The sequence below is a fragment of the candidate division WOR-3 bacterium genome (genome assembly GCA_013177935.1).
Classification (GTDB): domain Bacteria; phylum Hydrothermota; class Tepidihabitantia; order Tepidihabitantales; family Tepidihabitantaceae; genus Tepidihabitans.
In genome coordinates, this window is sequence record JABLXZ010000003.1 from 171,158 (window position 1) to 192,231 (window position 21,074).

A 21,074-nucleotide genomic window follows, 5' to 3' on the forward strand; every position below is an offset into this window, starting at 1 on the left:
ATGGGTCAGGACAGTCCGCTTTCGGAAAGTTCTTTCAGACGCCGGCTGGCGTTTGAGTTTTTCATTGCCCGGCGTTATCTAAAAGGACGGGGAAAGAGGTTTTTTTCTGGCAACGCAACAATAGCGATGGGCGGAGTTTTTGTTGGCGTGGCGGCGATTATCATCGTGCTTTCGGTCCAAAATGGGTTTCATAAGGAGTTGCGGGACAGGATTCTTGGTTCATCACCCCATATCGTGGTTTCTCAGTACGGGTACAAACCGATTGATTACACCGGACCGGGCGATACGATAGTAGAGAAAATCAGAAGTGTGCCCGGAGTAACCGAGGTAGCACCGTTTCTCTATTCAAAAATTTTAATGAAGGCGGGTCCGCTCGTCGAAGGTGGTGTGGTGCGCGGGGTAGAACCGGAACTGGAAGGCAGGTTGACCGATATCGCCCAAAGCGTTGTTGAGGGTTCATTTTCATTTGACTCTTCCGGTGTTGTCATCGGTGTGGAACTGGCAAGGTCATTGGGGGTGTTTGTCGGTGACCGGATCGTACTTGCCTCGCCGTTTTCCGGTACGGGTACGCCTCTGGGTTATCTGCCCCGGACAAAGTCGTTCCGGGTCAACGGTGTTTTCGATGCCGGGATGTATGAGTACAACGCCAGTTTCGTGTTTGTTGATTTAGGTGACCTGCAGGAGTTTTTAGGGCTGCCCGGTAAGGTAAACGGTTATGAAGTACGGGTGGTTGATGTTGACAATGCGGGACGGGTAGCGCGGCGGATTGCAATGAAACTGGATATGCCGTTTCGAGCAATTGACTGGATAACGCAGAACAAAAATCTTTTTACCGCGCTGCGACTGGAAAAAACAGTAACCTTTATTGTGCTGGTGCTTATTGTACTGGTGGCGGCATTTAACATCATCGGGATGCTGACGATGATGGTCATCAGAAAAACCCGGGAGATTGGGATTTTGAAGACGATTGGCACCAAATCACCCAGTATCACCCGGATATTTATGCTTGTGGGTGCGTTAATTGGCGTGATTGGAACCGGATTGGGAGCGGTGTTCGGGTTTGTTGTGTCCTGGCTTTTGAACCGTTACCGTTTTGTTAATTTACCGGGCGATGTGTATTTTATTAAAAATCTACCGGTGCAGATGCAGTGGCAGGATTTTGTTGTCGTCTGTTTGTCGGCGCTGGTTATAACATTTGCTGCCACCATTTATCCTGCTTACCGGGCAGCAAAGCTGCAACCGGTGGAGGCGATCCGTTATGAATGAGCCGGTGTTGATTGCGGAAGGGCTGTGGCGCAGTTTTAAGACCGGGCCCGAAAAACTGGATGTACTGAAAGGCGTCCAATTTGAAGTGCACCGGGGTGAACTGGTGGCGATTGTTGGTCCATCCGGGTCCGGTAAATCAACACTTTTGCACATTCTCGGCGGGCTGGACCGGCCCGATAAAGGCAGGGTTATCCTTGATTCCATTGATATTTTCAAGTATCCTGAATCAAGGTTGCCGGAGTTACGCAACCAGAAGGTCGGTTTTGTGTTTCAGTTTCATCACCTTTTGGCTGAGTTTACCGTGCTGGAAAATGTTGCGATGCCTTTGCTCATTGCCGGTGTTGAACGACAAGCAGCGTTGACCAAAGCAGAACAGGTGCTGGAGGAGGTGGGTTTTACCACACGATTACAGCATCGTCCGGGCGAACTTTCGGGCGGGGAACGGGCGCTGGTTGCGGTGGCGCGGGCGCTGGCAAATACGCCGGCGGTGGTGTTTGCTGATGAACCGACCGGAAATCTGGACACGAGGTCGGCGACGGCTCTGATGGATTTACTCGTGAAGTTAACCGAGGAGAAAGGGAGAACGATTCTGGTTGTTACCCATAATGAGACACTGGCGGCTCGGGCGCGAAGAAGATTAAGGTTATGTGATGGGAGGCTGAAAGATGAAACTTTGTGACATCTGCGGGAAGAAAGAGGCGACGCTGGTGGTGCGACAGCTTGATAAGGATGGTAAGGCAACCGATTTGAATGTTTGCGCCGAATGTGCTAAGAAAAGAGGCTTGACCGGAGTTGAGGAGTCTCCGCCCGAAAGCGGTGCAGTTATTACCGAATTAAAATCGAAGGTGGATGACAGTGATGCCAAGGTTGTCTGTATGCGTTGCGGGATGAGTTTTGCTGAATTTAAAAGGGTAGGAAAACTGGGGTGCGCTGATTGTTATCAGACGTTTGCCGAGAAGTTGCGACCGATAATCCGGCGCTTGCACGGTTCAGTACAGCATATCGGCAAAACGGCAAATCAGGGAAGGAAACGTGCCCAGGAACGTCTTGAGATTCAGCGGTTGCGTGCCGAACTGGAAAAGGCGATAAAGCAAGAGGACTATGAAAAGGCAGCGGCGCTGCGGGACCGTCTGAAGCGGAGAGAAGATGAAACTGGCTCCTGAGAAGATTGGCGCCTGGTTGTCCGGTAGCGGACCGGATTCTGATGTGGTTATTTCAACCCGGGTACGTTTTGCTCGTAATCTGGTCGATGTTCCGTTTGTTGTGAGAATGAAGCAATTTGAGCAAGAGCTGGTTTTAGAGACGGTACGCTGGGCGCTTGCCGACACTGGTTACTTAAAACAGGGACAGTTTTTCGAGGAGGAGATGCTGGTTGAACCGGATGGGCTGTATTTTGTCGAGCGGCATCTGGCATCACCCGATTTGATAACCTGTAAAAACCGAAAAGGGCTTTTTGTATCTGAGGACGAGACGGTGAGTTTGATGGTCAATGAAGAGGACCATATCCGGTTTCAGGTTCTGGCATCGGGTTTTGACTTCGCCACGGCTTTTGGCAAAGCGGCTGAGCTGGATGAAAAACTTGAAGGGCAACTGGCTTATGCCTTTTCGCCTGAGTTTGGGTTCCTGACCGCCTGCCCGACCAATGTTGGTACGGCACTGCGGGTTTCGGTGTTTCTTCATTTACCCGGGCTTGTTTTGACCCGGGAGATTGAGAAGGTTTTGCGCGGGGCATACGCGCTTGGTTTGCTCGTGCGGGGTGTATATGGCGAGGGTAGTGAAACCCGGGGGAATTTATTTCAGGTCTCAAATCGCCAAACACTCGGGCAGTCAGAAGCCGAAATTGTGGAAGTGGTCAGTGGCGTTTGTCGGCAGATTATTGATTATGAGCACAAGGCAAGGCAGTTTTTGATGCACAACCTGAGGGTTGAGGTTGAAGACAAGGTGTTTCGTTCACTGGGACTTTTGCGCGGGGCGCGTATCATCTCCACGGAAGAGGCGACCAACTTGCTGGCAACGGTGCGGTTTGGGGTGGCGCTGGGGATTATCAATGAACTGAAACTCGCCGAGGTTTCCCAATTGTTAATTTTAATTCGTCCGGCTAATTTACAGGTAATTTTAGGAGAAAAACTGACCGGTGCCGAACAGGAGGAGCGCCGGGCAACATTTATTCGGGAAAAACTGGTACGGTGAGCTATGGGATTGAGTGAAGAGGAAAAAAAGGAGCGGTTGCGCCAGTTGCCGGCGGTGGACAGGGTTCTGGGCGATGATAGGTTGTCCCCGGTTGTGAGCCGTTTGCATCCCCGATTGGCGAAATGGGTGGTCAGGCGGTATCTTGAGGAGGTGCGTGCCAAGATTCTCAACGGGGAAGATTTTGAGTTTGATGTTGAAGAGTTGCGGATGCGGTTGGCGCAGAACCGTAAACCCAGTCTGGTCCGGGCAATAAACGGGTTAGGTGTGGTTTTACACACCGGGTTGGGTCGCGCACCTCTTGCCCGGGTGGCACAGCAGGCGTTGATTGAGGTCAGTGAAAATTTTTGTACTCTGGAGATTAACCTTACCGATGGGAGAAGGGGAAGCCGGTATCGTCATATCGAGCCGCTACTTTGTGAGTTGACCGGAGCAGAAGCGGCGATGGTCGTGAACAACAACTGTGCCGCCACCCTGCTTATTCTCTCCACGATTGCAAAGAATAAAGAGGTGATTGTCTCACGGGGGCAGTTGATTGAGATTGGTGGTTCGTTCCGGATTCCGGATGTGATGCGGCAGAGTGGGTGCAAGATGGTGGAGGTGGGAACTACCAATCGCACCCATCTACGGGATTACGAGGGCGCCATTACACCGGAAACTGGAGCGATTTTACGGGTGCACACCTCTAACTACCGTATTGTTGGCTTTACCAAGGAAGTAGGGTTGGAGGAACTGGTGGCGCTGGGGCGGAAGCATCAGATTCCGGTGATAGATGATTTAGGCTCGGGCGCCTTGATTGACCTTGCGAAGTATGGCTTGCCCAAAGAGCCGGTAGTTGCCGAGTCAATTGCCCAAGGGGCGGATGTTGTTTGTTTCTCCGGTGATAAACTTATTGGTGCCGGACAGGCAGGGATTATTGTCGGCAAGAAGGTGCTGATTGACCGGATGAAAAAGAACCCGCTGACCCGCGCGTTGCGCTGTGACAAACTGACCTATGCGGTTCTCGAAAGAACCTTAGAACTTTTTCTGGATGAAGAACGAGCAATACGAGAACACGCTCTGTTTCAGGTTGTTTTAAAGCCACTTGCGCAGATGCAGGAGGAGGCGCAAACGCTGTTACGGTTGGTCGGTGAACAGTTAAAGGATAAAGCAGATTTCGCCATTAAACCGACAAAAGCAGAGGTCGGCGGCGGTTCTCTCGCGACCGAGACGCTGGATTCAATTGCTTTGTCGGTAAAACCGAAGGAAATCTCGGTTGACGAACTGGCAAAAAGGCTCCGGTTTTACTCAATACCGGTTTTTGCCCGGGTGGCAAACGATGAACTGCTACTTGACTTCCGCACTATCCGGAGTGACGAGGTTTCAATTGTGGGCGATGCCCTGATCTGGGCACTGACGAAAGGAGATGTGTTAGATGTTTCCGGTACTTTTAAGGGTGGGTAACTTTCAACTTTACTCTTATGGTGTTATGCTCTTTATTTCGTTTATCCTGGGCATTGCCTTTGTCGAAAGCCGGGCAAAGCGGTTTGGCGTTGACCCCAGGAAGATAACCGACCTTGCGTTGTGGGTGCTTCTGGCGGTTGTATTTGGAGCGCGTTTTTTCTATGTAGCATTCCACTGGGAGGAGTTTCAACACAACCTGATTGATACGATTAAGTTCTGGGGCAACCCGCCTGGGCTTTCTGGTTTGATGTTCTACGGTGGGTTTCTCGGCGGATTTGTTGCCGGGTTGCTGTATGTCTGGCTCAACCGCCTGCCGGTGGTGAAACTGCTTGATGCGGTGGCGCCCGCGGTAGTACTGGGTGAAGGGTTTACAAGGATTGGCTGTTTTCTCAATGGGTGTTGCTTTGGCAAGCCTACAGATTCGTTCCTCGGGGTGATATTTCCTCCCAACTCAGCAGCGGGTGCCCAGTTTCCCGGGCAACCGATTTATCCCACCCAGCTGTTTTCCTCTTTTGCCGGATTTGTTCTGTTTGGAATCGCCCTGCTGCTGGAACGCAGAAAACTCAAGCCCGGTGTGTTGTTTGCAATCATTTTAATTCTCTATTCGCTTTTCCGGTTTGGCATTGATTTTGTTCGTTTTTACGAGAACGAGGCAAACTTCTGGGGCAATCAGATTGTCGCATTGGGTTTGACATTGATTGGTGTGGTACTCCTCGCCATCTTTCAGCGCCGTAAATGAGTTTTTTCAGGGCGGTTTTTGCCCGGGCAAAACGATTATTTCAGCCTTTTGTCGATTTTCTTTTCCCGCCGATTTGCTATGGTTGTGATGAAGAGATTGAACAGGGGTTGATATGCGACTCCTGCCGGCTTTTGCTTTTTACCAGCGAACTGGATGTTTGCGAGCGATGTGGCAGACCCTGTTTGCCGGATGCGGGCAGATGCGGTTGTTGTGACCCGCCCCTGGCGTTAAGCCGGATTCGTGCGGTCGGGGTTTATGGAAAGCCTTTTTTAGGTTTAATTCAGGCGTTGAAGTACCAGGAGAAAACGGCGCTGGTGCCGATTTTAGGCGGGGCGTTGGCACTTTTGGTGGAGCAGGATAGTGGCTTAAAACAGGCGGATAGAATTTGCCCGGTGCCACTGCATCCGGCAAGGTTGCGGGAAAGGGGTTACAATCAGGCGTTGCTTCTGGCTAAGGAGGTGGCGCGGATAACCCATATTCCATTTGCTGACCTTCTGGTGCGTAAAAAGAACACACCCAGTCAGACAAAACAAATAAGCAATGAGAGTCGATTTAAAAATGTAAGAGGGGCATTTGGAATGAAGAACGGCGAGCGGTTGGACGGGATGCGATTAATACTTATTGATGATGTGATGACAACCGGTGCAACCCTTTCGGCTGCGGCTGAAGAGTTGCGCAAGGCGGGTGCGGCAGAGGTTATGGGATTGGTTGTTGCGGCAGCGGTTGGTTCATAATTGCAAGCAGACTGTCGCGATAGGCACGAAAAGCCGGCAGGTAAGCAAGTTTAAGCGCCGCCGCCCGTGGTGGGTTCAGCCGCAAAGGATTGACCGGACGGCCAAATTTGCGTACCTCATAGTGCAGGTGGGGACCAGTAGAGAGTCCGGTTGAGCCAACATAGCCGATAATCTGTCCCTGAGTTACCGGGGCACCGGTTTTGACACCTTTGCCAAAGCCACTGAGATGGCCATAACGGGTTTCGTAACCGTCACGGTGGCCAACCCGCACCAGGCGACCATAACCGCCCGACCAACCAGCAGAGATGACACGACCGTCCGCAACGCAGGAGACCGGTGTACCGATGGGTGCAGCATAGTCAATGCCTTGATGGAGCGCACGCAAACGGCGGATAGGGTGGTAACGGTTGCCAAAGAAGGAAGAGATACGCGAGAAGCGCAAGGGTGATTTCAGAAAGAGTTTGCGCATCGACAACCCGTCCGGATTGTAGTAGTCGGTGTTTCCTTCTGGGTCGGTAAAATGGAAGGCGGTGAATTCACCGACCGCACCTTTGTAACGGGCAGCGATAATTTGCCCATAGCCCACTATCACCGAGTCAATGTATTTTCGGGGAACCAATATTACAAATGAGTCACCGGGTTGGGTTTCGGAGAAGAAGTCAATTTCCCAATCAAAGATTTCGGTATAAGCGGCAACGAGACTTGGTTTTTCTCCTAAGTTTATTATCGACTGATACAGTGAACCGGTGATGGTGCCTTTAATGACAGTGGGAACTATGTCGATGGGAAGGGAAGTTAAGGTAACAGTAGGTGGTCCGGAGTCGATATCAATTCGGTAGATTGAGTCGTAGTTGCGCCAGTAGAGAATCTGAACAAGCGAGTCACGACGATAAAGCAGGATAACGCTGTCACCGGGTCTGATTCGGCGGAAGTTGAAACCGAACTCTTTTAAGGCACCAATAACCTGGTCTACAACATGGTTGGGAACTTCGGCACGGTTGAAAACAAAGGGCAGAATTTCTCCGGGCTGAACGGCAAAGCTTTTCGCAATTAGTGGCAGAGGTGGCGATGGGGTAGAAGAAGTTGCCATTCGCTGCCGCCGCGGTCGCAAGAGCGAAAAGATGATGGTACTAAGGATAATCACGCCTAAAACGATGAGTAAGCGAACGGTACTGCTTTTGCGGGGTCTAACCTTTGCCGATTCAAGAAGAGGGCGGGGTTTCAGCATAGCAGATATTATGATACCTCAGATTTAGTGGTGTGCAATAAATTTGTGGCTTGACCTTGAAGAGTCGCAGGTTTATCATTGTGCGGTGAAGTGGTTGCTTGTTGCAGCATCAGGTTTAATCTTTTTTAGCGGCTGTTCACAGCCCGGTTATGTGGTTGACGAGACCGAGATGGGGTTTGGAAGTTATATCCGGATTTGTGCCCGGGGGAAAACAAAGGAGGAGACCGATAAGGCGGTGCATAGGGCTTTTGCCGAGATGCAACGGCTGGATACTTTATGGTCTATCTTTTTTGATAAGAGTGAGGTGGCACAGCTGAACCGTTTGCGCAAGATGCTGGTTTCAAAAGAGACCCGCGATTTGATTGTTAAAGGGATAGCAATGGGTGAAGAGACAAACGGCGCCTTTGACATTACGGTTGAACCGCTGATGCGGTTATGGGGATTTTATGACGGAAATTACCGGGTGCCGGAAAGTACCGATATAGTTGAGACAAAAAAACATGTTGACTATCGCCAGATCGTAGTTGATGGTGATAGTGTAATACTTGGTGAAGGTGTTAATCTTGATTTGGGTGGCATTGCGGTTGGTTATGCGGTTGACCGGGCGGTGGCAATTATGGAGTCTCTGGGTTTGATTGAAGGTTTGGTAGATGCCGGGGGTGATATCAGGGTTTTTGGGGAAAAAGTGTGGCGGATTGGTGTACAGAATCCGCGAGGCGAAGGTGTGGTAAGGGTACTCAAGTTGAAAAATCAAGCGGTTTCAACTTCAGGCGATTATGAGAATTTCTTCGAAGTTAACAACAAACGCTACTGCCATATAGTCAATCCGAAAACCGGTTATCCAGCGACGCGCTGGGTTGCGGTTGCGGTTGTGGCACCAAGCGCTCTGGAAGCGGATGTTTACTCGACAACCCTTTTTGCTTGCGGTGATGATGGGGCAAAGATTTTCCGAAAAAAGCAGGTTTACTTGCCGGGCGAAATGGAATATACAGGGTATGCGGCACTTCTCTTTGAGATGCAGGGTGATTCAGTGGTTGTAAAGAAGGTGGGGAGGATAAATGAATAAAGAGGCGAGGTACTATGCAACGGAAGATGGAAGGGTGCGTTGTTTTTTGTGTCCGAATCGGTGTTTGATTGCACCGGGAAAGTTGGGGCGGTGTCTGGGCAGGAAAAACATCAACGGCAAACTTTTTGCCACAAATTATGGTGAAGTGGTATCGATGGCGGTTGACCCGATTGAAAAGAAGCCGCTTTACCACTTTTATCCCGGGGTGGAGATTTTTTCGGTCGCAACTTACGGTTGTAATCTACGGTGTCCTTTCTGTCAGAACTGGGAAATTTCCCAGGAGGTGGCACCCAGTCGTTATGTTGAGCCTGATGAACTATTGAAACTGGTTGTGCAGTCGGGGTGCCGGTTTATCGCCTGGACCTATTCCGAACCGGTAATCTGGTTTGAGTATTTACTGGATGCCGGCAGTTTGATGCATAAGGCGGGAATTAAGAATGTACTGGTTACGAATGGGATGATTAACCCCGAGCCGCTAAGGGAGCTTTTACCAATAGTTGATGCGATGAACATCGATTTGAAATCTATTAGAAAGGAGTTTTATCAGGATTATATCCACGGCGACCTTGAGACCGTTTTAAATACAATAAAGACGGCACGAACGAGATGTCTTGTGGAATTGACAACACTGTTGATTCCCGGGAAAAACGATTCAGAGGCAGAGATTGCTGAATTGACCGATTTTGTTGCCGGTCTGGGCCGGGAAACGGTGTTGCACTTATCCCGTTTTTTCCCCCGATACCGGGTAGATGAACCGCCCACAGCGCTGGATACGCTAATTCGAGCCGCAGAGATTGCGGCAAAGAAACTGGACTATGTGTATTTAGGTAATGTTGCGATTGGCGAGAGGTTTCGGGACACATTCTGTCCAGGATGTAAGGCAAAATTGGTTGACCGTAGTGAGTACCGGGGCAGGGTTGTTGGGGTGAAAGATGGTCACTGTCAGCGTTGTGGCAGGAAGGTTGATATAGTTTTGTGAAGATATTTAAGGCTGGTGATATTATCTTGATTGCGTTTTTTCTTGTCCTGGGAGCAGGCGGTGCTGTTTTAATCTGGAACAGGGCGGGGTCAGGTGATGTTTGTGTGATTAAATCGGTTGAAGGGGTTCAGACGATTGCCCTGCCGGCCGATACAGTTGTCACCCTTAATGGACCGGTGGGAAGAACGGTTGTTGAGGTGCGAGGTAAACAGGTTAGGGTACGGGATTCGGATTGCCGGAATAAAATATGTGTCAGGACCGGCTGGATTCAAAGTTCAGGACAGCTGAGCGTGTGTGCGCCCAATCGGGTGATGGTTCAGGTTAAAAGTGGTGATGGTGTTGATGGGATTACCAGATAAAAGAAGCCGGATAGCGATTTATGGGGCTCTTGCCCTTGGGCTATACACCGTGGAGAACTTCCTGCCCACACCTTTGCCGTGGTTGCGGGTCGGAATTGCGAATGTAGCGGTGGTTCTGGCGCTCGATGAGTTAGGGGTCATTGGTGCGGTTGTTGTCTTTTGCATAAAGTTGATTCTTGGTTCGATTATCACCGGAAGATTCCTTACGCCTTTTTTCTTTTTCGGTGCGGTCGGAGGTGTTATTTCGCTGGCAGCGATGATTCTGGTCCGGGTTTTGGGTCGCAGGATGTTCAGTGTTGTGGGAATAAGTGTTGCGGGTGGTGTATTTCACAATATTGGCCAGCTTCTTGTTGCCCGGTTTGTATTAATTCAGAGTTCGGCGCTGTGGCGGTTTTTCCCGGTGCTCGTTCTGTTCGGTGTGGGCACTGGTATATTTATCGGCATTCTTGCCCGATTAGTTCAGTCACGGGTAAAAGAATATGCTTGATTAAAAGTATCAGGTTGTTATATTAGCGGTAAAGGAGTTAAACTATGAAAAGTCGAGGAGTGCGTTCGGGTGGCAGGTCAATTGGGCTTTTAATTCTGGCGGTAATTGTGGCGGGAATTGCCGGCAGCATACTCTCTTATTTTCTTTCCGGACTATTTCCGCCTGGTCCGGTACGCGATTTCTTTTTCAAGTCGATGCAGATTGGTGTACCAACTTTTACACTGAATCTTGGGTTTGCGACATTAACATTCGGGATTTCATTTGCCTTAACTACTTTTGCTGTCCTTTTGTTGATTCTGGCAATCTATCTCTGGTATCGGTTTTAGTTATACATTAAATTCGGCTGATAGATTTAGCAATTTTTAAAAATGGGGGCGGTATTTACCGCCCCCGTATCAGTTTAACCCGTTTTCAACGCTGGACTATCAGTTTCCGAGAGTATACTTTGTTACCCGCTTCCAGTTTTAAGAAATAGACACCAGGTGGTGCAAGGGTTCCTTTATCGGTTATAAGGTTCCAGGTGAATTTGTGTCTACCAGCCGGCAGGGTGGTGTTGAGTATGTTTTTGGTCTGGGCGCCGGTCGCATCATAGATGGTAAGACGAATGTGTTGGGATGTCGGGATGTTGCACAATATTGTCAGGTTGTTTTTGCCAATTGGGTTGGGGAAAAGAGCCAATTCCGTCGCGAATGGAAGCGGCGTGTTTTCCGCCATTACCCCTTGACGCTCAGGCGCTGAAGAAAAAAATAGCGTGTTCCCGAGCGAGTCGGTCTCCGGACGATACTCCCAGAATTCATAAACATAGGAGCCTTTGAGGCAGAAGATGGCATTGCCGGCAGCGGCAAGTGCCGCACCACGCTTAACCTTAGTGCGTTTACCGGTGAGAGCAATCGGGATGTCAGAACGCTGGACCCAGGAGTCTCGAACGCCGATGGGATAGGACCAGAACTCCTGGGTATTGCCACCTTTGAGCACAAAGAGGTTTGAGTTGAGATAAGTTATCGCACCACCCGCTTTAACCCGGCGATTCCGATTGCCAATCAAACTGACCTGGTCAAGTGGTGTGAGGTACCAGGAGTCAAACGCGGGGTAGTATTTCCAGACTTCGGTGGTGTTGTTACCTTTGAGCAGGTAGATGATACTGTCGCCATCGTAGACCATATCGGTGCCGTAGCGACAGGTGCGTCGGCGAAGCGGGATGAACGGTACATCCGGGCAGCGCGCCCAGGTGTCGGCTCCGATATCGTAGCGGACAAAGGTTAAAGAGTTGTTGCCGGTTGCGCAATAAACCGCCCCTTCAGGACCATGGGTTGGAACATAGGCAAGACAGGCGCCGATTTTAGGCCAGCGGAAGGTTTGGCCACGGACACCTACCGACCGCCTGATTTGCCAGGTTCGGGTGGCGATGTCAAATGAGTAGAAGTCGGGAACTCCACCACCCTTTATTGCCCAGATGGTACCCTGGGTACCGGTGAACTGGTCATAAGTAAGGTCACAGCCCTCTTTTGCCTTTTTGCCGGACGGGTCTGAAGGCATACTTGGTAGCGACTCCCAGGTACCGGTCGCGATGTCATAAGAGTAAAATTCGTTTGTGTTTCCACCTTTCAGCGCATACAGTTTATTGGTTGCCGGGACATAGACGAGTGAGGCGTTTTTCACCTTGCGGCGGGAAGGTCCAATCGGGATATTTTCGCGCTGCACCCAGGAAGATGAGATAAAGACTTTACTGAAGATATCGTTAGCCGAGTTGATATCACCAGCCATTGCGGTGGAACATACTGCCGAGAAAGTGCCCCGACCATACCAGGTGCTGGGCATCGTTACAGTTGTTTCGGCACCGGGTGCCAGTCCAGTTACAAGGACGGAGTCAAAGTAGTCCCCGGGCATAATCCTCAGATAAGCCCAGATAGAATCGCCCACGGTGCCGTAGTTCTGGATTTTGACCTGAGGATAAAGCGTCTCCGGGAATGTATAGGTGGCGGGCGTTACTATGTCAAGCGCCGCCGCATCCCGGAACTCACGGTACAGTTTTATCGCGCGTCCGGATGTGAGTCGGTTCTGAGGGTCGTTGGTTGCGGATGAGAGCGGGGGCAAAGAGTAAAGGTAGTTAACACCACCATTACCTTCTTTGTTTTCGATGCCGATAGAGGTGTTTTTGCCATAGTCGTAGTTCAAGTCACCGGTGGTTACATCCTGATACTGGAACACAACGGTGCCGTTTTCATTGAGGATAACTTCAAAGGTTACGAGGTCGGTGGTGTCGGTGTATTTAATGTTAACATTCTGCCAGATGACGACGAACTGTCTATTAGGTGATTGTCCGATTGTTTTGTAATAGACCTTTCCTGCGGAACGGAGTTCAAGGTCAGCCCACCAGGGTGCAATAAGTGCATTGGGCAGGTTACTGTTCGGGATGGGTTGCGGATTGGGTGCAAATTCGTGGGGGTCATAACCGAGCGATAGCCATCCGTTGGTGCAGACATAGCAGTTGTTGTAGGTGGTGTCGGAGTAAGGGAAGTCAAAACCGATAGGTACAAAGATTCGGTATTCATCTTCGCGCTGGATGGCGATGTTAGCGCCACTCGTGTCGATCCAGGAGTAAACCGGACCGCCGGTAGTGTCAGAGTCAATCCAGGCATAGCCGGCGGTGACCCTGCCCGTATAAGCGCCTTTGACAAGGTCAAAACCAAACCGTTTGTCGTCGTTCTGCGGTACCTGGTCCACAATCGGCGAACCGCTCCAGTCAAAATAGACAATGACCGAACAGGGCTGGGATGCAGTTGTTGGAACCCAGCCGTTGAAATCGACCGCAATCTCGTCCCCGGGTCCAAGTGCGGCGATGGTTGCCGAGCCGGTGAAAAGGGGATTGCGGCTTAAGTCGATAACCGAGCAGCGAACCGGGATGTTGTATAAACTGTCGGTGCCAAAGTTTTCAATGTGGGCGCGAATCGGGCAGGGAGCATCAAAGGGCCGCTGTATGAACTCATAGAGCGGCTGTTCAATGAATGTCACACGGGCGTCTTGATTTGCCGGGGTAAGCGGATTGTGATTGACAATGACCCGAAGCATTAAGTCACCGGGTGGTGTTTCCGGCAGCATTGTACCGTCTCGATAGTAGGTCCAGTAATTGTTGGGGTTATTGAGATTGCCGTCGTTGGCGAGTTGCGGACATTCTGGTGGTTCACCAACCTGGAGGTAGAAAACATAGAAGTCACCGGCCACTGGAATCTGTTCGCCGGTGTCGGCGACAAACACCGAGTTCCAGCCCGCACCCGGTGCGGCGTAAAGGACCGGTGTTTTAAATATGAATGGTCCAGGCATTCCGGTACCAAGGTCAGGAGCGATAGCAAGTTGATACCGGGAATGTGCCGGATTAGCGGGCGAGTTAAGATAAACCTTGAGCGATTCAATATGAACCGGAGAAGATACGGAAAATTTAGCACCCCACCCATAATGGCCCACAGGCCAGGTGCGATAACCGGCAGGTGTACCGTTGTCATTGGCAATCTCTTCAAGGGTCGATACAACAAAGTTACGGGTCAGCGTGTCGTTAGCACGGTTGTAGTCGGAGTCGGCAGCGCACCAGAACTTAATTGAGTAGTCACCACCGGGCAGCGGGAACGATGTGGAGTCAAAAAACGACACCTTTTCTCCGGTAAGGGCAAGAAGCGTATCAATCGTATCCTGCCACAGGTAGAGCGAGTTGCCAAGGCTATCAAAAAGTTCACAGAAGACCGGAATGTTATACTGGTCCTGTAAACCGATGTTACGAAAGCGTGCCTGGGGGTAAAGGTTGCCCGGAAGTTCAAAGTAGTCCGGTTTTAAGATTCGCTGGCAGCGGATATCGTAAGGGAGAATTGAGTCTCCAGTAACGACGACATCGTCAAACATCCACCAGTTGATGTTGAACAAATCACCCTGAAAAATCCAGGCGATGACAACACTATCGCGCCTTGCTGCCGAGGTCAACTCAAAAGATTCGAGAACCCCGGGACCGACATTCTGCTCGTAATAGTCTTGCAGGACATAGGGGAATGTTTGACCACCATCAATGGAGTAGCGAATCTGGGCGGTGTAGGGGTTAGATATCCGGTGCGAAAAGTAGGTACTGCAGGTGAGCACAATGTTACGATAGGTAGCGCAGTTAATGACCGGAGAGATAAGCATATCCGGGGTCTGATTCTGGTTCAGTTGCCAGAAGATTGCCGGATATGGAGAAGGATGGTCGGTCCAGGGTGCGGCGTTTGCCGGTTCCCGGTGCCAATCGGCATAATTCTGGGGATTTAAAGTGTCGTAAATCACGGTCCAGCCCGGAGGTGGACTTTGGGGTGTCCAGGGTATATCAAAGTTTTCAACAAGAAGGGTGTCGGCAAACCCCAGTGTCAAGAGCACAATTAAACCGACAGCCAGGTTTCTCATTATAGCCTCCTTTTAATTGCCTGCGTTTGGTTTCATCAATTAAAAATGTAACCCGGGGTTGAGTGTTAATCTCAGCCCAGCCGCTACCCGCAGCCACTTTGATTATAGAACGATAACCGTTTTGTGTCAAGTTAAATATGTTTAATAATCACATAGTTTTAACACAGAGACCAGAGAATGGGTTAAGTTGACGACAGGTTCAATTTATTTTAAACCGGGAATCGGCGAACAGGTTACAGAATAGGCATATTCAAATGGTCGCACTCAGGGTATTGACCGGGTTCTAAAAAACCAGCCTGAAGGCAAACTTTAAGGCAGAAGTGGAGATGGACCGGTAAAGGGTAGCAAAGAAAGGGCAGGATGTAAGCGGGTTTATTTAGCCGAGAGTAGTAAGTGGCGGGGTGTTGGGTATAACCCTATTTGTTATCAAAGAGATAGAAGCGGATGGTGTTAATCCGGCTTCGGCTCTATCAGGCTTCAGTGCTACCGCACTATGTGCGATGAAAGGGGTGTATGAGACTATCCCAGGAATTACCCCCGGACTGTGCCGGGGACGGTTTTTTGTCACTTTTTGGTGATTTTTCGTATATAATATAAGTAAACGCAGGGCCAGGATTTAATTCTGTGCGTTTTTGTTGACATAAGGTTATTTTGTTCTAACATTCAAAAGGTGGGAAGGTTATGGGTTTGAGAGCATTTTGGCTTTTGCGATTTATTTTGCGGTTTGGGTGTCCTTCAACCCTGTTTTCTCAACCGGTATCAAAAACGGACAGCAGGACCTAATCAACCATTATGATGGTTTTGCAAAAACATCGCTTGGACAGCCTCCGGGCGGGATTCTTGGCTACCAAATAAGAGCCACAAAAATTCCACCAGACATAACAAGAACAACATTACCAAACACGGGCGGACTTTATAGTATTGCTGCTTCTGAAATAGGGCTATTTAATGTCGGAGATACAATCAGAGTTCATTTGGATAATTATTACAGACCACAAGATAGCTCAAACATGGTTCATGTTGTTACACCAGAAGACACATCCAGGCCATGGCAATATCTTCCAGAACTTTGTTGTGACAGTTCTCTTGTTCAAAATAGGGCACACACAATTTGTGTAAGAAATGTTTATTCTCCAGATTCTGGAGAAATCTTTTTAGAATACTATTTAAGCAAAGACCCTTCACATAGAGATACAGTTCCTCACACCCGCGGCATAAATAGTGCAGATGCATTTTTCTTTAATTTAGAGCATTTACCTCAGCCAGCAAACGATGGCGATACGGTTTATATGCACATCGGTCTTTTTAATATAGTTGGTAATGACACCATATTCAATGACACCATTTACCTTGACACCTTTGCGTGGTCAAAAGATGGATAGGCAGATTTCCCAATGATGCAGACCGGCCGATTGACACCGCCTGGCTCCGGGTGCACATTCCGCACGATGTCGGCACCCTGCGGATTGTTGCTCCGGTCGGGGTTATTGACTCGGGTACGGCTGTTACTCCGCAAGTCTGGATAAAGAACTATGGTCATCGGAGCGAGACCTTTTCTGCCCGGTTTCGGATTGGTGCGGTATATGACCGCCGGGTTACGGGCTCAACCTTGCGGCCCGGGAGTCTGTAATGGTCACCTTTCCGGACTGGCGGGCAGATTTTCGTGGTGGTATTGCGGTCCGGTGCTCAACAGAACTTGCCGGTGATGCCAATCCGGGCAATGACCGCAGGCAGGACACGGTGCTGGTGCGGGTGCGGGATGTGGTGGCAGAGCGGATTGTTGCCCCGCGTGGTGTGGTGCGGCTGGACAGTGTGGTTGTGCCGGCAGCGGTGGTCAGAAATTCGGGCACAGAGCCGGTGCAGTTCTGGGCGATAATGCGGATTGGTACTGACTACATTCAGGGTGTGCCGGATTCGCTGGCTGCGGGTGCGGTTGATACGGTCTGGTTTAGCATTTGGCGGGCGAGCCGGATTGGGGTTTATCCGGTGCGCTGCACCGTGGCGCTGGTCGGTGACCAGAACCCGTTTAACGACATCGCTTTTGACAGTGTCGTGGTCACTACTGCCGCTGTCACCGAAGCGGGCAACCAGGACGAGTACTTCCAGTCCATTGGTGCCAGCATTGGTGTCCGCGGTTTTGCCTTTCGGTATCGGCTGGACCAGGATGCGGTGGTAAGGGTTGCCATCTACACCGCAACCGGCAAACTAATCCGCACCGTTGAGTCTAACCGCCGTGGTCCGGGCACATATCAGGTGCAATGGGATGGCAGAGACAACAGGGGCAAAACCCTGCCCGGTGGTGTTTACTACTGCCGGTTTGAGACCGAGCGGTTTAACCGCACCGTCAAACTCATCTGGCAGAATTAATATGCCGCTTCGGGTACGGGGCGGAAGTTAGAGGAGGTTGTTGACAGCGGTTTCGTGGTAAAGATAATGAGTTGTGGCTGGAAAGTACCAGAGTTTTAGAGTCCGCTACCCTTTAGGTCGGTTGGGTCAATTCCTTTAGTCTAAACTGAAAGAAAGCGTTTATGTCTGTTGTTTTTGAGGAGTATAAAAAAAGGTTTGAACTGTTAGCACAACGCAAGGCAGAGGTTGAGCGGTTACTTGCGGACCCGGAGGTGATGGGCGATGTTTCCCGGCTGCAGACGTTGACCAAAGAGCACCGGCAGTTGAGTGCGATTCTGGCACGCTGGACTGAGTATGAAAGGTTAAAAAAGGAGCAGCGCGAGACAGAGGAGATAGCCCGCAATGCCCAGGATGCGGAGATGAGAGAACTTGCTGAGGCGGAGTTGCGACGGCTGCAGGCGGCGGAGGAAAAGTTGGTGAGCGAGCTGGAGGAGGCGTTGCGGCCTAAACCACCGGAATGGGATAAGGGATGTATCGTAGAGATTCGTGCGGCAGCCGGGGGTGAAGAGGCGGCGCTTTTTGCTGCCGATTTGTTCCGGATGTACTCAAGGTATGCGGAGCGGCACAATTTGAAGGTGGAGGTACTCTCGTCCCGGCCCAGCGACCTGAAAGGGCTTAAGGAGATTGTGTTTTCGGTGGAGGGCGATTCGCCTTATCGGTTCTTTCGATTTGAGAGCGGTGTCCACCGGGTGCAAAGGGTGCCGGAAACCGAGGCTTCGGGACGGATTCACACTTCAACGGTTACGGTCGCGGTGCTTTTAGAACAGGAGGAGTTTGAGTTGAAGGTGAATCCGGATGAAATCAAAATGGAGACATTTCGGGCGGGTGGCCACGGCGGACAAAATGTTAATAAGGTAAGTTCCGCGGTGCGGCTTACCCATATTCCAACCGGAATCACTGTTGTGTGCCAGGATGAAAGGTCGCAGGCGCGGAACCGAATGAAGGCGATGAAGGTACTTCTGGCACGGCTGGGTGATATGCGGCGTCAGGAGGAGCTGGCGCGTACGACCGAGACCCGACGGAAGCAAATTGGTACTGGTGAGCGGAGCGAGAAGATTCGCACTTACAATTTTCCCCAGAATCGGGTTACGGACCACCGTATTGGTTTTTCACTTCACAATCTCGAGGCGGTGCTGGACGGCGAACTTGACCCGCTTTTTCAGGCGCTGGAAAAGGCGGAGGCAGCGCTATGAGATTTGAGGGGGTAATTGAAGAAGACGGGGTTAAACAAAAGATAACGACGGTTGCTGAGTTGCAGCGGGCGGCGCGTTTAATCCCGCGGGAAGAGGCGGAGTTTCTTTTGATGGGGCTTCTGGGGTTAAAACGACACGAACTTTACCTTGAGGGCGGGCAGATGGATGAGGAAAAGGCGCAGGTGTTCAGGCGGATGGTGCGCGCGGCACAGAAGGGGGCGCCGGTTCAGTACCTTGTCAAGCAGGCGCCATTTCTCGACCTAAAACTGTATGTTGATGAGCGGGTGTTCATTCCCCGACCGGAGACCGAGGAACTGGTGCTGCGCGCGGCAGCACGGGTTAAAAAGACAGGGGTGATAGTTGATTATGGCACCGGTTCCGGTTGCATTGCGATTGCACTGGCACGGATGTTTCCCAAGGCAGAGGTGTGGGCGGTTGACATTTCTGCTCGGGCGCTGGCGGTGGCAAAGAAAAATGTCGGGCGGTACCGGTTAAATAACCGGGTACGGCTGGTTCAGGCGGGGCGATTAGGCGATGGTAAAATTGACGCGGTACGGGGGCGGGTGGAACTGTTGATTTCAAATCCACCTTATATCCCAAATGAGCGTGTGGACCGTTTGCCGGTGCGGGTGCGGGATTATGAACCCAGAATCAGTCTTGACGGGGGTTTTCTCGGGGTTGAGGTGGTGAAGATGTTGATAACTGAAGGGGTGGAACTACTGGCACCCGAAGGGGTTCTGGCGCTGGAAATTGACCATACCCAGGCCGAGTATGTGCAGGGGTTGTTGCCGGAAGCGGAAGTTGAATACGACCTGGGGGGTAAGGTGCGCTATGTTTTTTATCATAAGGAGGTGGGTTGTGTCAAGAGTTAAGGGAAAGGTTGCGCCGGTTAATAAGATTAAGGTCGGATTGGTCGTAAACTGGAGTAAACCGTTGGCACATCGATTTGTACCCGGTCTAATACGGTGGTTAAAAGAGAAGGGTTTTGACTGTTTTTTTGCGGAGAAGCCGGACAGGTCAATAGAGAAAATCTGCCCGGTTTTTCGGCCGGGGTTAAAGGATGCGGACCTGGTGGTGGCGCTGGGTGGTGACGGGACGCTTTTGAAAGCGGTTCAGATGGTCGGGCAAAAAGAGACGCCAATAATGGGGGTTAATTTAGGTGGATTAGGTTTTCTTACAGAGTTTTCAACCGATGAGGCGCGGCAGGGAATCAGCGATTTTGCCCGGGGGAAGTTCGGCGAGGAGAAAAGGATGGTGCTTGCCTGTCAGGTGATTTACGGTTCTGGACAAACAAAAACCGGTTATGCATTTAACGATTGTGCGGTGAATATGGGACCTTCGGGCCGGGTGGTAGAGGTGGTTTTAAACTGGCAGGGTCAGTTTTTGAATAAGTTTGTGGGCGATGGGGTTGTTATCGCGACACCAACCGGTTCAACCGCTTATTCGCTGGCAGCGGGTGGTCCGGTTATTTTCCCGACGATGACCGCGGTGGTCATTACCCCGCTGTGTCCGCACGCATTGACCGCAAGGCCGATTGTTTTACCCGGGGATGGGATGATTCAACTGGAACTTACCGGCAAATCAGAGGAGGCGGTTGCGACCCTTGATGGACAGCGGCGCTGGCGTTTCCACCGGGGTGACCGTTTAACGATTACCCGGGCGAATTTCGCGGTGCGGCTGGTTGTGCCAAGAAAGAAGAGTTATTTTGAAATCCTGCGCAACAAGTTGAAATGGTCCGGGAGTCAACGGTGAACAGAAAAAACGGTGAGGATGGACAGAAAAACGGTAACCGTTTGTTGACGGTTCCCAATCTTCTTTCACTCTCGCGACTGGTGCTTTTGCCGCTGGTCCTTTTTTTTCTTTTCCGGCGTGCGGCGGTGCCAGCGGTAATTGTGATGCTTGTTTCCTGGTCAACTGATGCGCTGGACGGGTTTCTTGCCCGGCGTCTGGGGCAGGTTTCTAATACCGGGCGGGTACTGGACCATTTGGTTGATAAAATCTGGATTGGTTCAGTTTTGATTACGCTGGTCTACACCAGTGACCTGCCGCTGTTTGTTGCCGGCGCGGTTATTTTGCGCGACCTGTTGATTCTTGCCGGGAGCGCGGTGGTGATGAAGGTTCGGGGTTCGTTTGTTTCTTCGGATGTTGTGGGTAAAATTACGGGCTGTGCGTTTGCCCTGTTAATTCTCTTTTACACCTTAAACAGTGATGCGGGAAATGGTTTTTTGAGTGGAATCGTACCCCGGCTTGACCATTTTAAGAGTTTTGCCGATTACACGGTGCTGGTTTTGATTGTGGTTTCGTTTATCAACTACCTGGTTGTTTTTTTACGGATAATGGTAAAATTCCGGCTGCCCGGTGAACAGGATTAAGAGAACGAAACTGCTATAAAAAAGCCCGGGGTCCACCCGAAACAACGGTCGTAAGAATTGTCAGACCGGCAATAACCCCGGCAATCGGAATCAGCGCTTCAGCCGGACCCAGATTGGCGCTAGCTGCCCAGCCGAGCGAAATCATCAATAACCCGGCAAGCAGGAGGTTTGAGGGACGAGGGCGCTTTAATTTCAT

At 50.8% G+C, this 21,074-nt stretch carries 23 protein-coding genes; 20 read left to right on the forward strand and 3 right to left on the reverse strand.

The features are described from left to right. The 7 genes from HPY86_06310 to HPY86_06340 are packed head-to-tail and all read left to right on the forward strand — an operon-like array spanning position 1 to position 6,369. Entirely contained in the window at positions 1-1,266 is a 1,266-nt protein-coding gene (locus tag HPY86_06310; GenBank protein ID NPV14526.1) for a lipoprotein-releasing ABC transporter permease subunit, read from the forward strand. Next, a complete protein-coding gene (locus tag HPY86_06315) occupies positions 1,259-1,945 on the forward strand; it encodes an ABC transporter ATP-binding protein (protein NPV14527.1) in 687 nt (228 codons plus the stop codon). Before HPY86_06310 ends, HPY86_06315 begins: the two co-directional genes overlap by 8 nt. Further along, complete coding sequence (locus tag HPY86_06320) at positions 1,932-2,429, forward strand: hypothetical protein (GenBank protein NPV14528.1); 498 nt, start codon at positions 1,932-1,934, stop codon at positions 2,427-2,429. The genes HPY86_06315 and HPY86_06320 overlap by 14 nt, the downstream gene beginning before the upstream one ends. Next, positions 2,413-3,456: a protein arginine kinase gene (locus HPY86_06325; GenBank protein NPV14529.1), complete on the forward strand. Its 1,044-nt coding sequence runs from the start codon at positions 2,413-2,415 to the stop codon at positions 3,454-3,456. The genes HPY86_06320 and HPY86_06325 overlap by 17 nt, the downstream gene beginning before the upstream one ends. A gap of 3 nt (positions 3,457-3,459) precedes the next feature. Continuing rightward, positions 3,460-4,896, forward strand: a complete 1,437-nt coding sequence (locus HPY86_06330; protein NPV14530.1) for an L-seryl-tRNA(Sec) selenium transferase — start codon at positions 3,460-3,462, stop codon at positions 4,894-4,896. Then, a complete protein-coding gene (gene lgt, locus HPY86_06335; GenBank protein NPV14531.1) occupies positions 4,868-5,635 on the forward strand; it encodes a prolipoprotein diacylglyceryl transferase in 768 nt (255 codons plus the stop codon). The genes HPY86_06330 and lgt overlap by 29 nt, the downstream gene beginning before the upstream one ends. Further along, positions 5,632-6,369, forward strand: a complete 738-nt coding sequence (locus HPY86_06340; GenBank protein NPV14532.1) for a ComF family protein — start codon at positions 5,632-5,634, stop codon at positions 6,367-6,369. Before lgt ends, HPY86_06340 begins: the two co-directional genes overlap by 4 nt. On the opposite strand, the gene HPY86_06345 is transcribed toward HPY86_06340, so the two are convergent. Beyond that, positions 6,332-7,597 (reverse strand): M23 family metallopeptidase, encoded by a 1,266-nt coding sequence (locus tag HPY86_06345; GenBank protein ID NPV14533.1) that lies wholly within the window; start codon positions 7,595-7,597, stop codon positions 6,332-6,334. The two genes, HPY86_06340 and HPY86_06345, sit on opposite strands and share 38 nt — an antisense overlap. Before the next feature lie 85 nt (positions 7,598-7,682). Between HPY86_06345 and HPY86_06350 the strand changes: the two genes are divergently transcribed. From HPY86_06350 to HPY86_06370, 5 genes are read left to right on the forward strand one after another with little or no spacing between them, the layout of a single operon-like run. After that, on the forward strand, positions 7,683-8,663 hold the full coding sequence (locus HPY86_06350) for an FAD:protein FMN transferase (GenBank protein ID NPV14534.1): 981 nt from the start codon (positions 7,683-7,685) through the stop codon (positions 8,661-8,663). Further along, complete coding sequence (amrS, locus tag HPY86_06355; GenBank protein ID NPV14535.1) at positions 8,656-9,642, forward strand: AmmeMemoRadiSam system radical SAM enzyme; 987 nt, start codon at positions 8,656-8,658, stop codon at positions 9,640-9,642. The genes HPY86_06350 and amrS overlap by 8 nt, the downstream gene beginning before the upstream one ends. Next, positions 9,639-10,001, forward strand: a complete 363-nt coding sequence (locus HPY86_06360) for a NusG domain II-containing protein (protein NPV14536.1) — start codon at positions 9,639-9,641, stop codon at positions 9,999-10,001. Before amrS ends, HPY86_06360 begins: the two co-directional genes overlap by 4 nt. Then, positions 9,985-10,488, forward strand: coding sequence for a Gx transporter family protein (locus HPY86_06365; GenBank protein NPV14537.1), 504 nt, complete (start codon positions 9,985-9,987; stop codon positions 10,486-10,488). The genes HPY86_06360 and HPY86_06365 overlap by 17 nt, the downstream gene beginning before the upstream one ends. Positions 10,489-10,532: 44 nt before the next feature. Beyond that, entirely contained in the window at positions 10,533-10,814 is a 282-nt protein-coding gene (locus HPY86_06370; GenBank protein NPV14538.1) for a DUF4321 domain-containing protein, read from the forward strand. Between the two features lie 85 nt (positions 10,815-10,899). Here the strand turns inward: HPY86_06370 and HPY86_06375 are convergent, their stop codons facing one another. Beyond that, positions 10,900-14,907 (reverse strand): T9SS type A sorting domain-containing protein, encoded by a 4,008-nt coding sequence (locus HPY86_06375; protein NPV14539.1) that lies wholly within the window; start codon positions 14,905-14,907, stop codon positions 10,900-10,902. A gap of 404 nt (positions 14,908-15,311) precedes the next feature. On the opposite strand from HPY86_06375, the gene HPY86_06380 reads away from it, so the two are divergent. The 8 genes from HPY86_06380 to HPY86_06415 all read left to right on the forward strand — a co-directional run bounded on the left by HPY86_06380 (position 15,312) and on the right by HPY86_06415 (position 20,878). Next, a complete protein-coding gene (locus tag HPY86_06380) occupies positions 15,312-15,485 on the forward strand; it encodes a hypothetical protein (protein ID NPV14540.1) in 174 nt (57 codons plus the stop codon). A gap of 120 nt (positions 15,486-15,605) precedes the next feature. Then, a complete protein-coding gene (locus HPY86_06385; GenBank protein NPV14541.1) occupies positions 15,606-16,289 on the forward strand; it encodes a hypothetical protein in 684 nt (227 codons plus the stop codon). Then, positions 16,271-16,537, forward strand: coding sequence for a hypothetical protein (locus HPY86_06390; protein NPV14542.1), 267 nt, complete (start codon positions 16,271-16,273; stop codon positions 16,535-16,537). Before HPY86_06385 ends, HPY86_06390 begins: the two co-directional genes overlap by 19 nt. Beyond that, positions 16,537-17,274 carry a hypothetical protein gene (locus HPY86_06395; GenBank protein NPV14543.1) on the forward strand — a complete coding sequence of 246 codons (738 nt, stop codon included), beginning with the start codon at positions 16,537-16,539 and terminating at the stop codon, positions 17,272-17,274. Before HPY86_06390 ends, HPY86_06395 begins: the two co-directional genes overlap by 1 nt. Positions 17,275-17,435: 161 nt before the next feature. Beyond that, positions 17,436-18,506: a peptide chain release factor 1 gene (prfA, locus tag HPY86_06400; protein ID NPV14544.1), complete on the forward strand. Its 1,071-nt coding sequence runs from the start codon at positions 17,436-17,438 to the stop codon at positions 18,504-18,506. Further along, positions 18,503-19,378, forward strand: coding sequence for a peptide chain release factor N(5)-glutamine methyltransferase (prmC, locus tag HPY86_06405; protein NPV14545.1), 876 nt, complete (start codon positions 18,503-18,505; stop codon positions 19,376-19,378). The genes prfA and prmC overlap by 4 nt, the downstream gene beginning before the upstream one ends. Next, positions 19,365-20,258, forward strand: coding sequence for an NAD(+)/NADH kinase (locus HPY86_06410; protein NPV14546.1), 894 nt, complete (start codon positions 19,365-19,367; stop codon positions 20,256-20,258). Before prmC ends, HPY86_06410 begins: the two co-directional genes overlap by 14 nt. Next, positions 20,255-20,878 carry a hypothetical protein gene (locus HPY86_06415; GenBank protein NPV14547.1) on the forward strand — a complete coding sequence of 208 codons (624 nt, stop codon included), beginning with the start codon at positions 20,255-20,257 and terminating at the stop codon, positions 20,876-20,878. Before HPY86_06410 ends, HPY86_06415 begins: the two co-directional genes overlap by 4 nt. Before the next feature lie 13 nt (positions 20,879-20,891). On the opposite strand, the gene HPY86_06420 is transcribed toward HPY86_06415, so the two are convergent. Continuing rightward, positions 20,892-21,074, reverse strand: coding sequence for a hypothetical protein (locus tag HPY86_06420; GenBank protein NPV14548.1), 183 nt, complete (start codon positions 21,072-21,074; stop codon positions 20,892-20,894).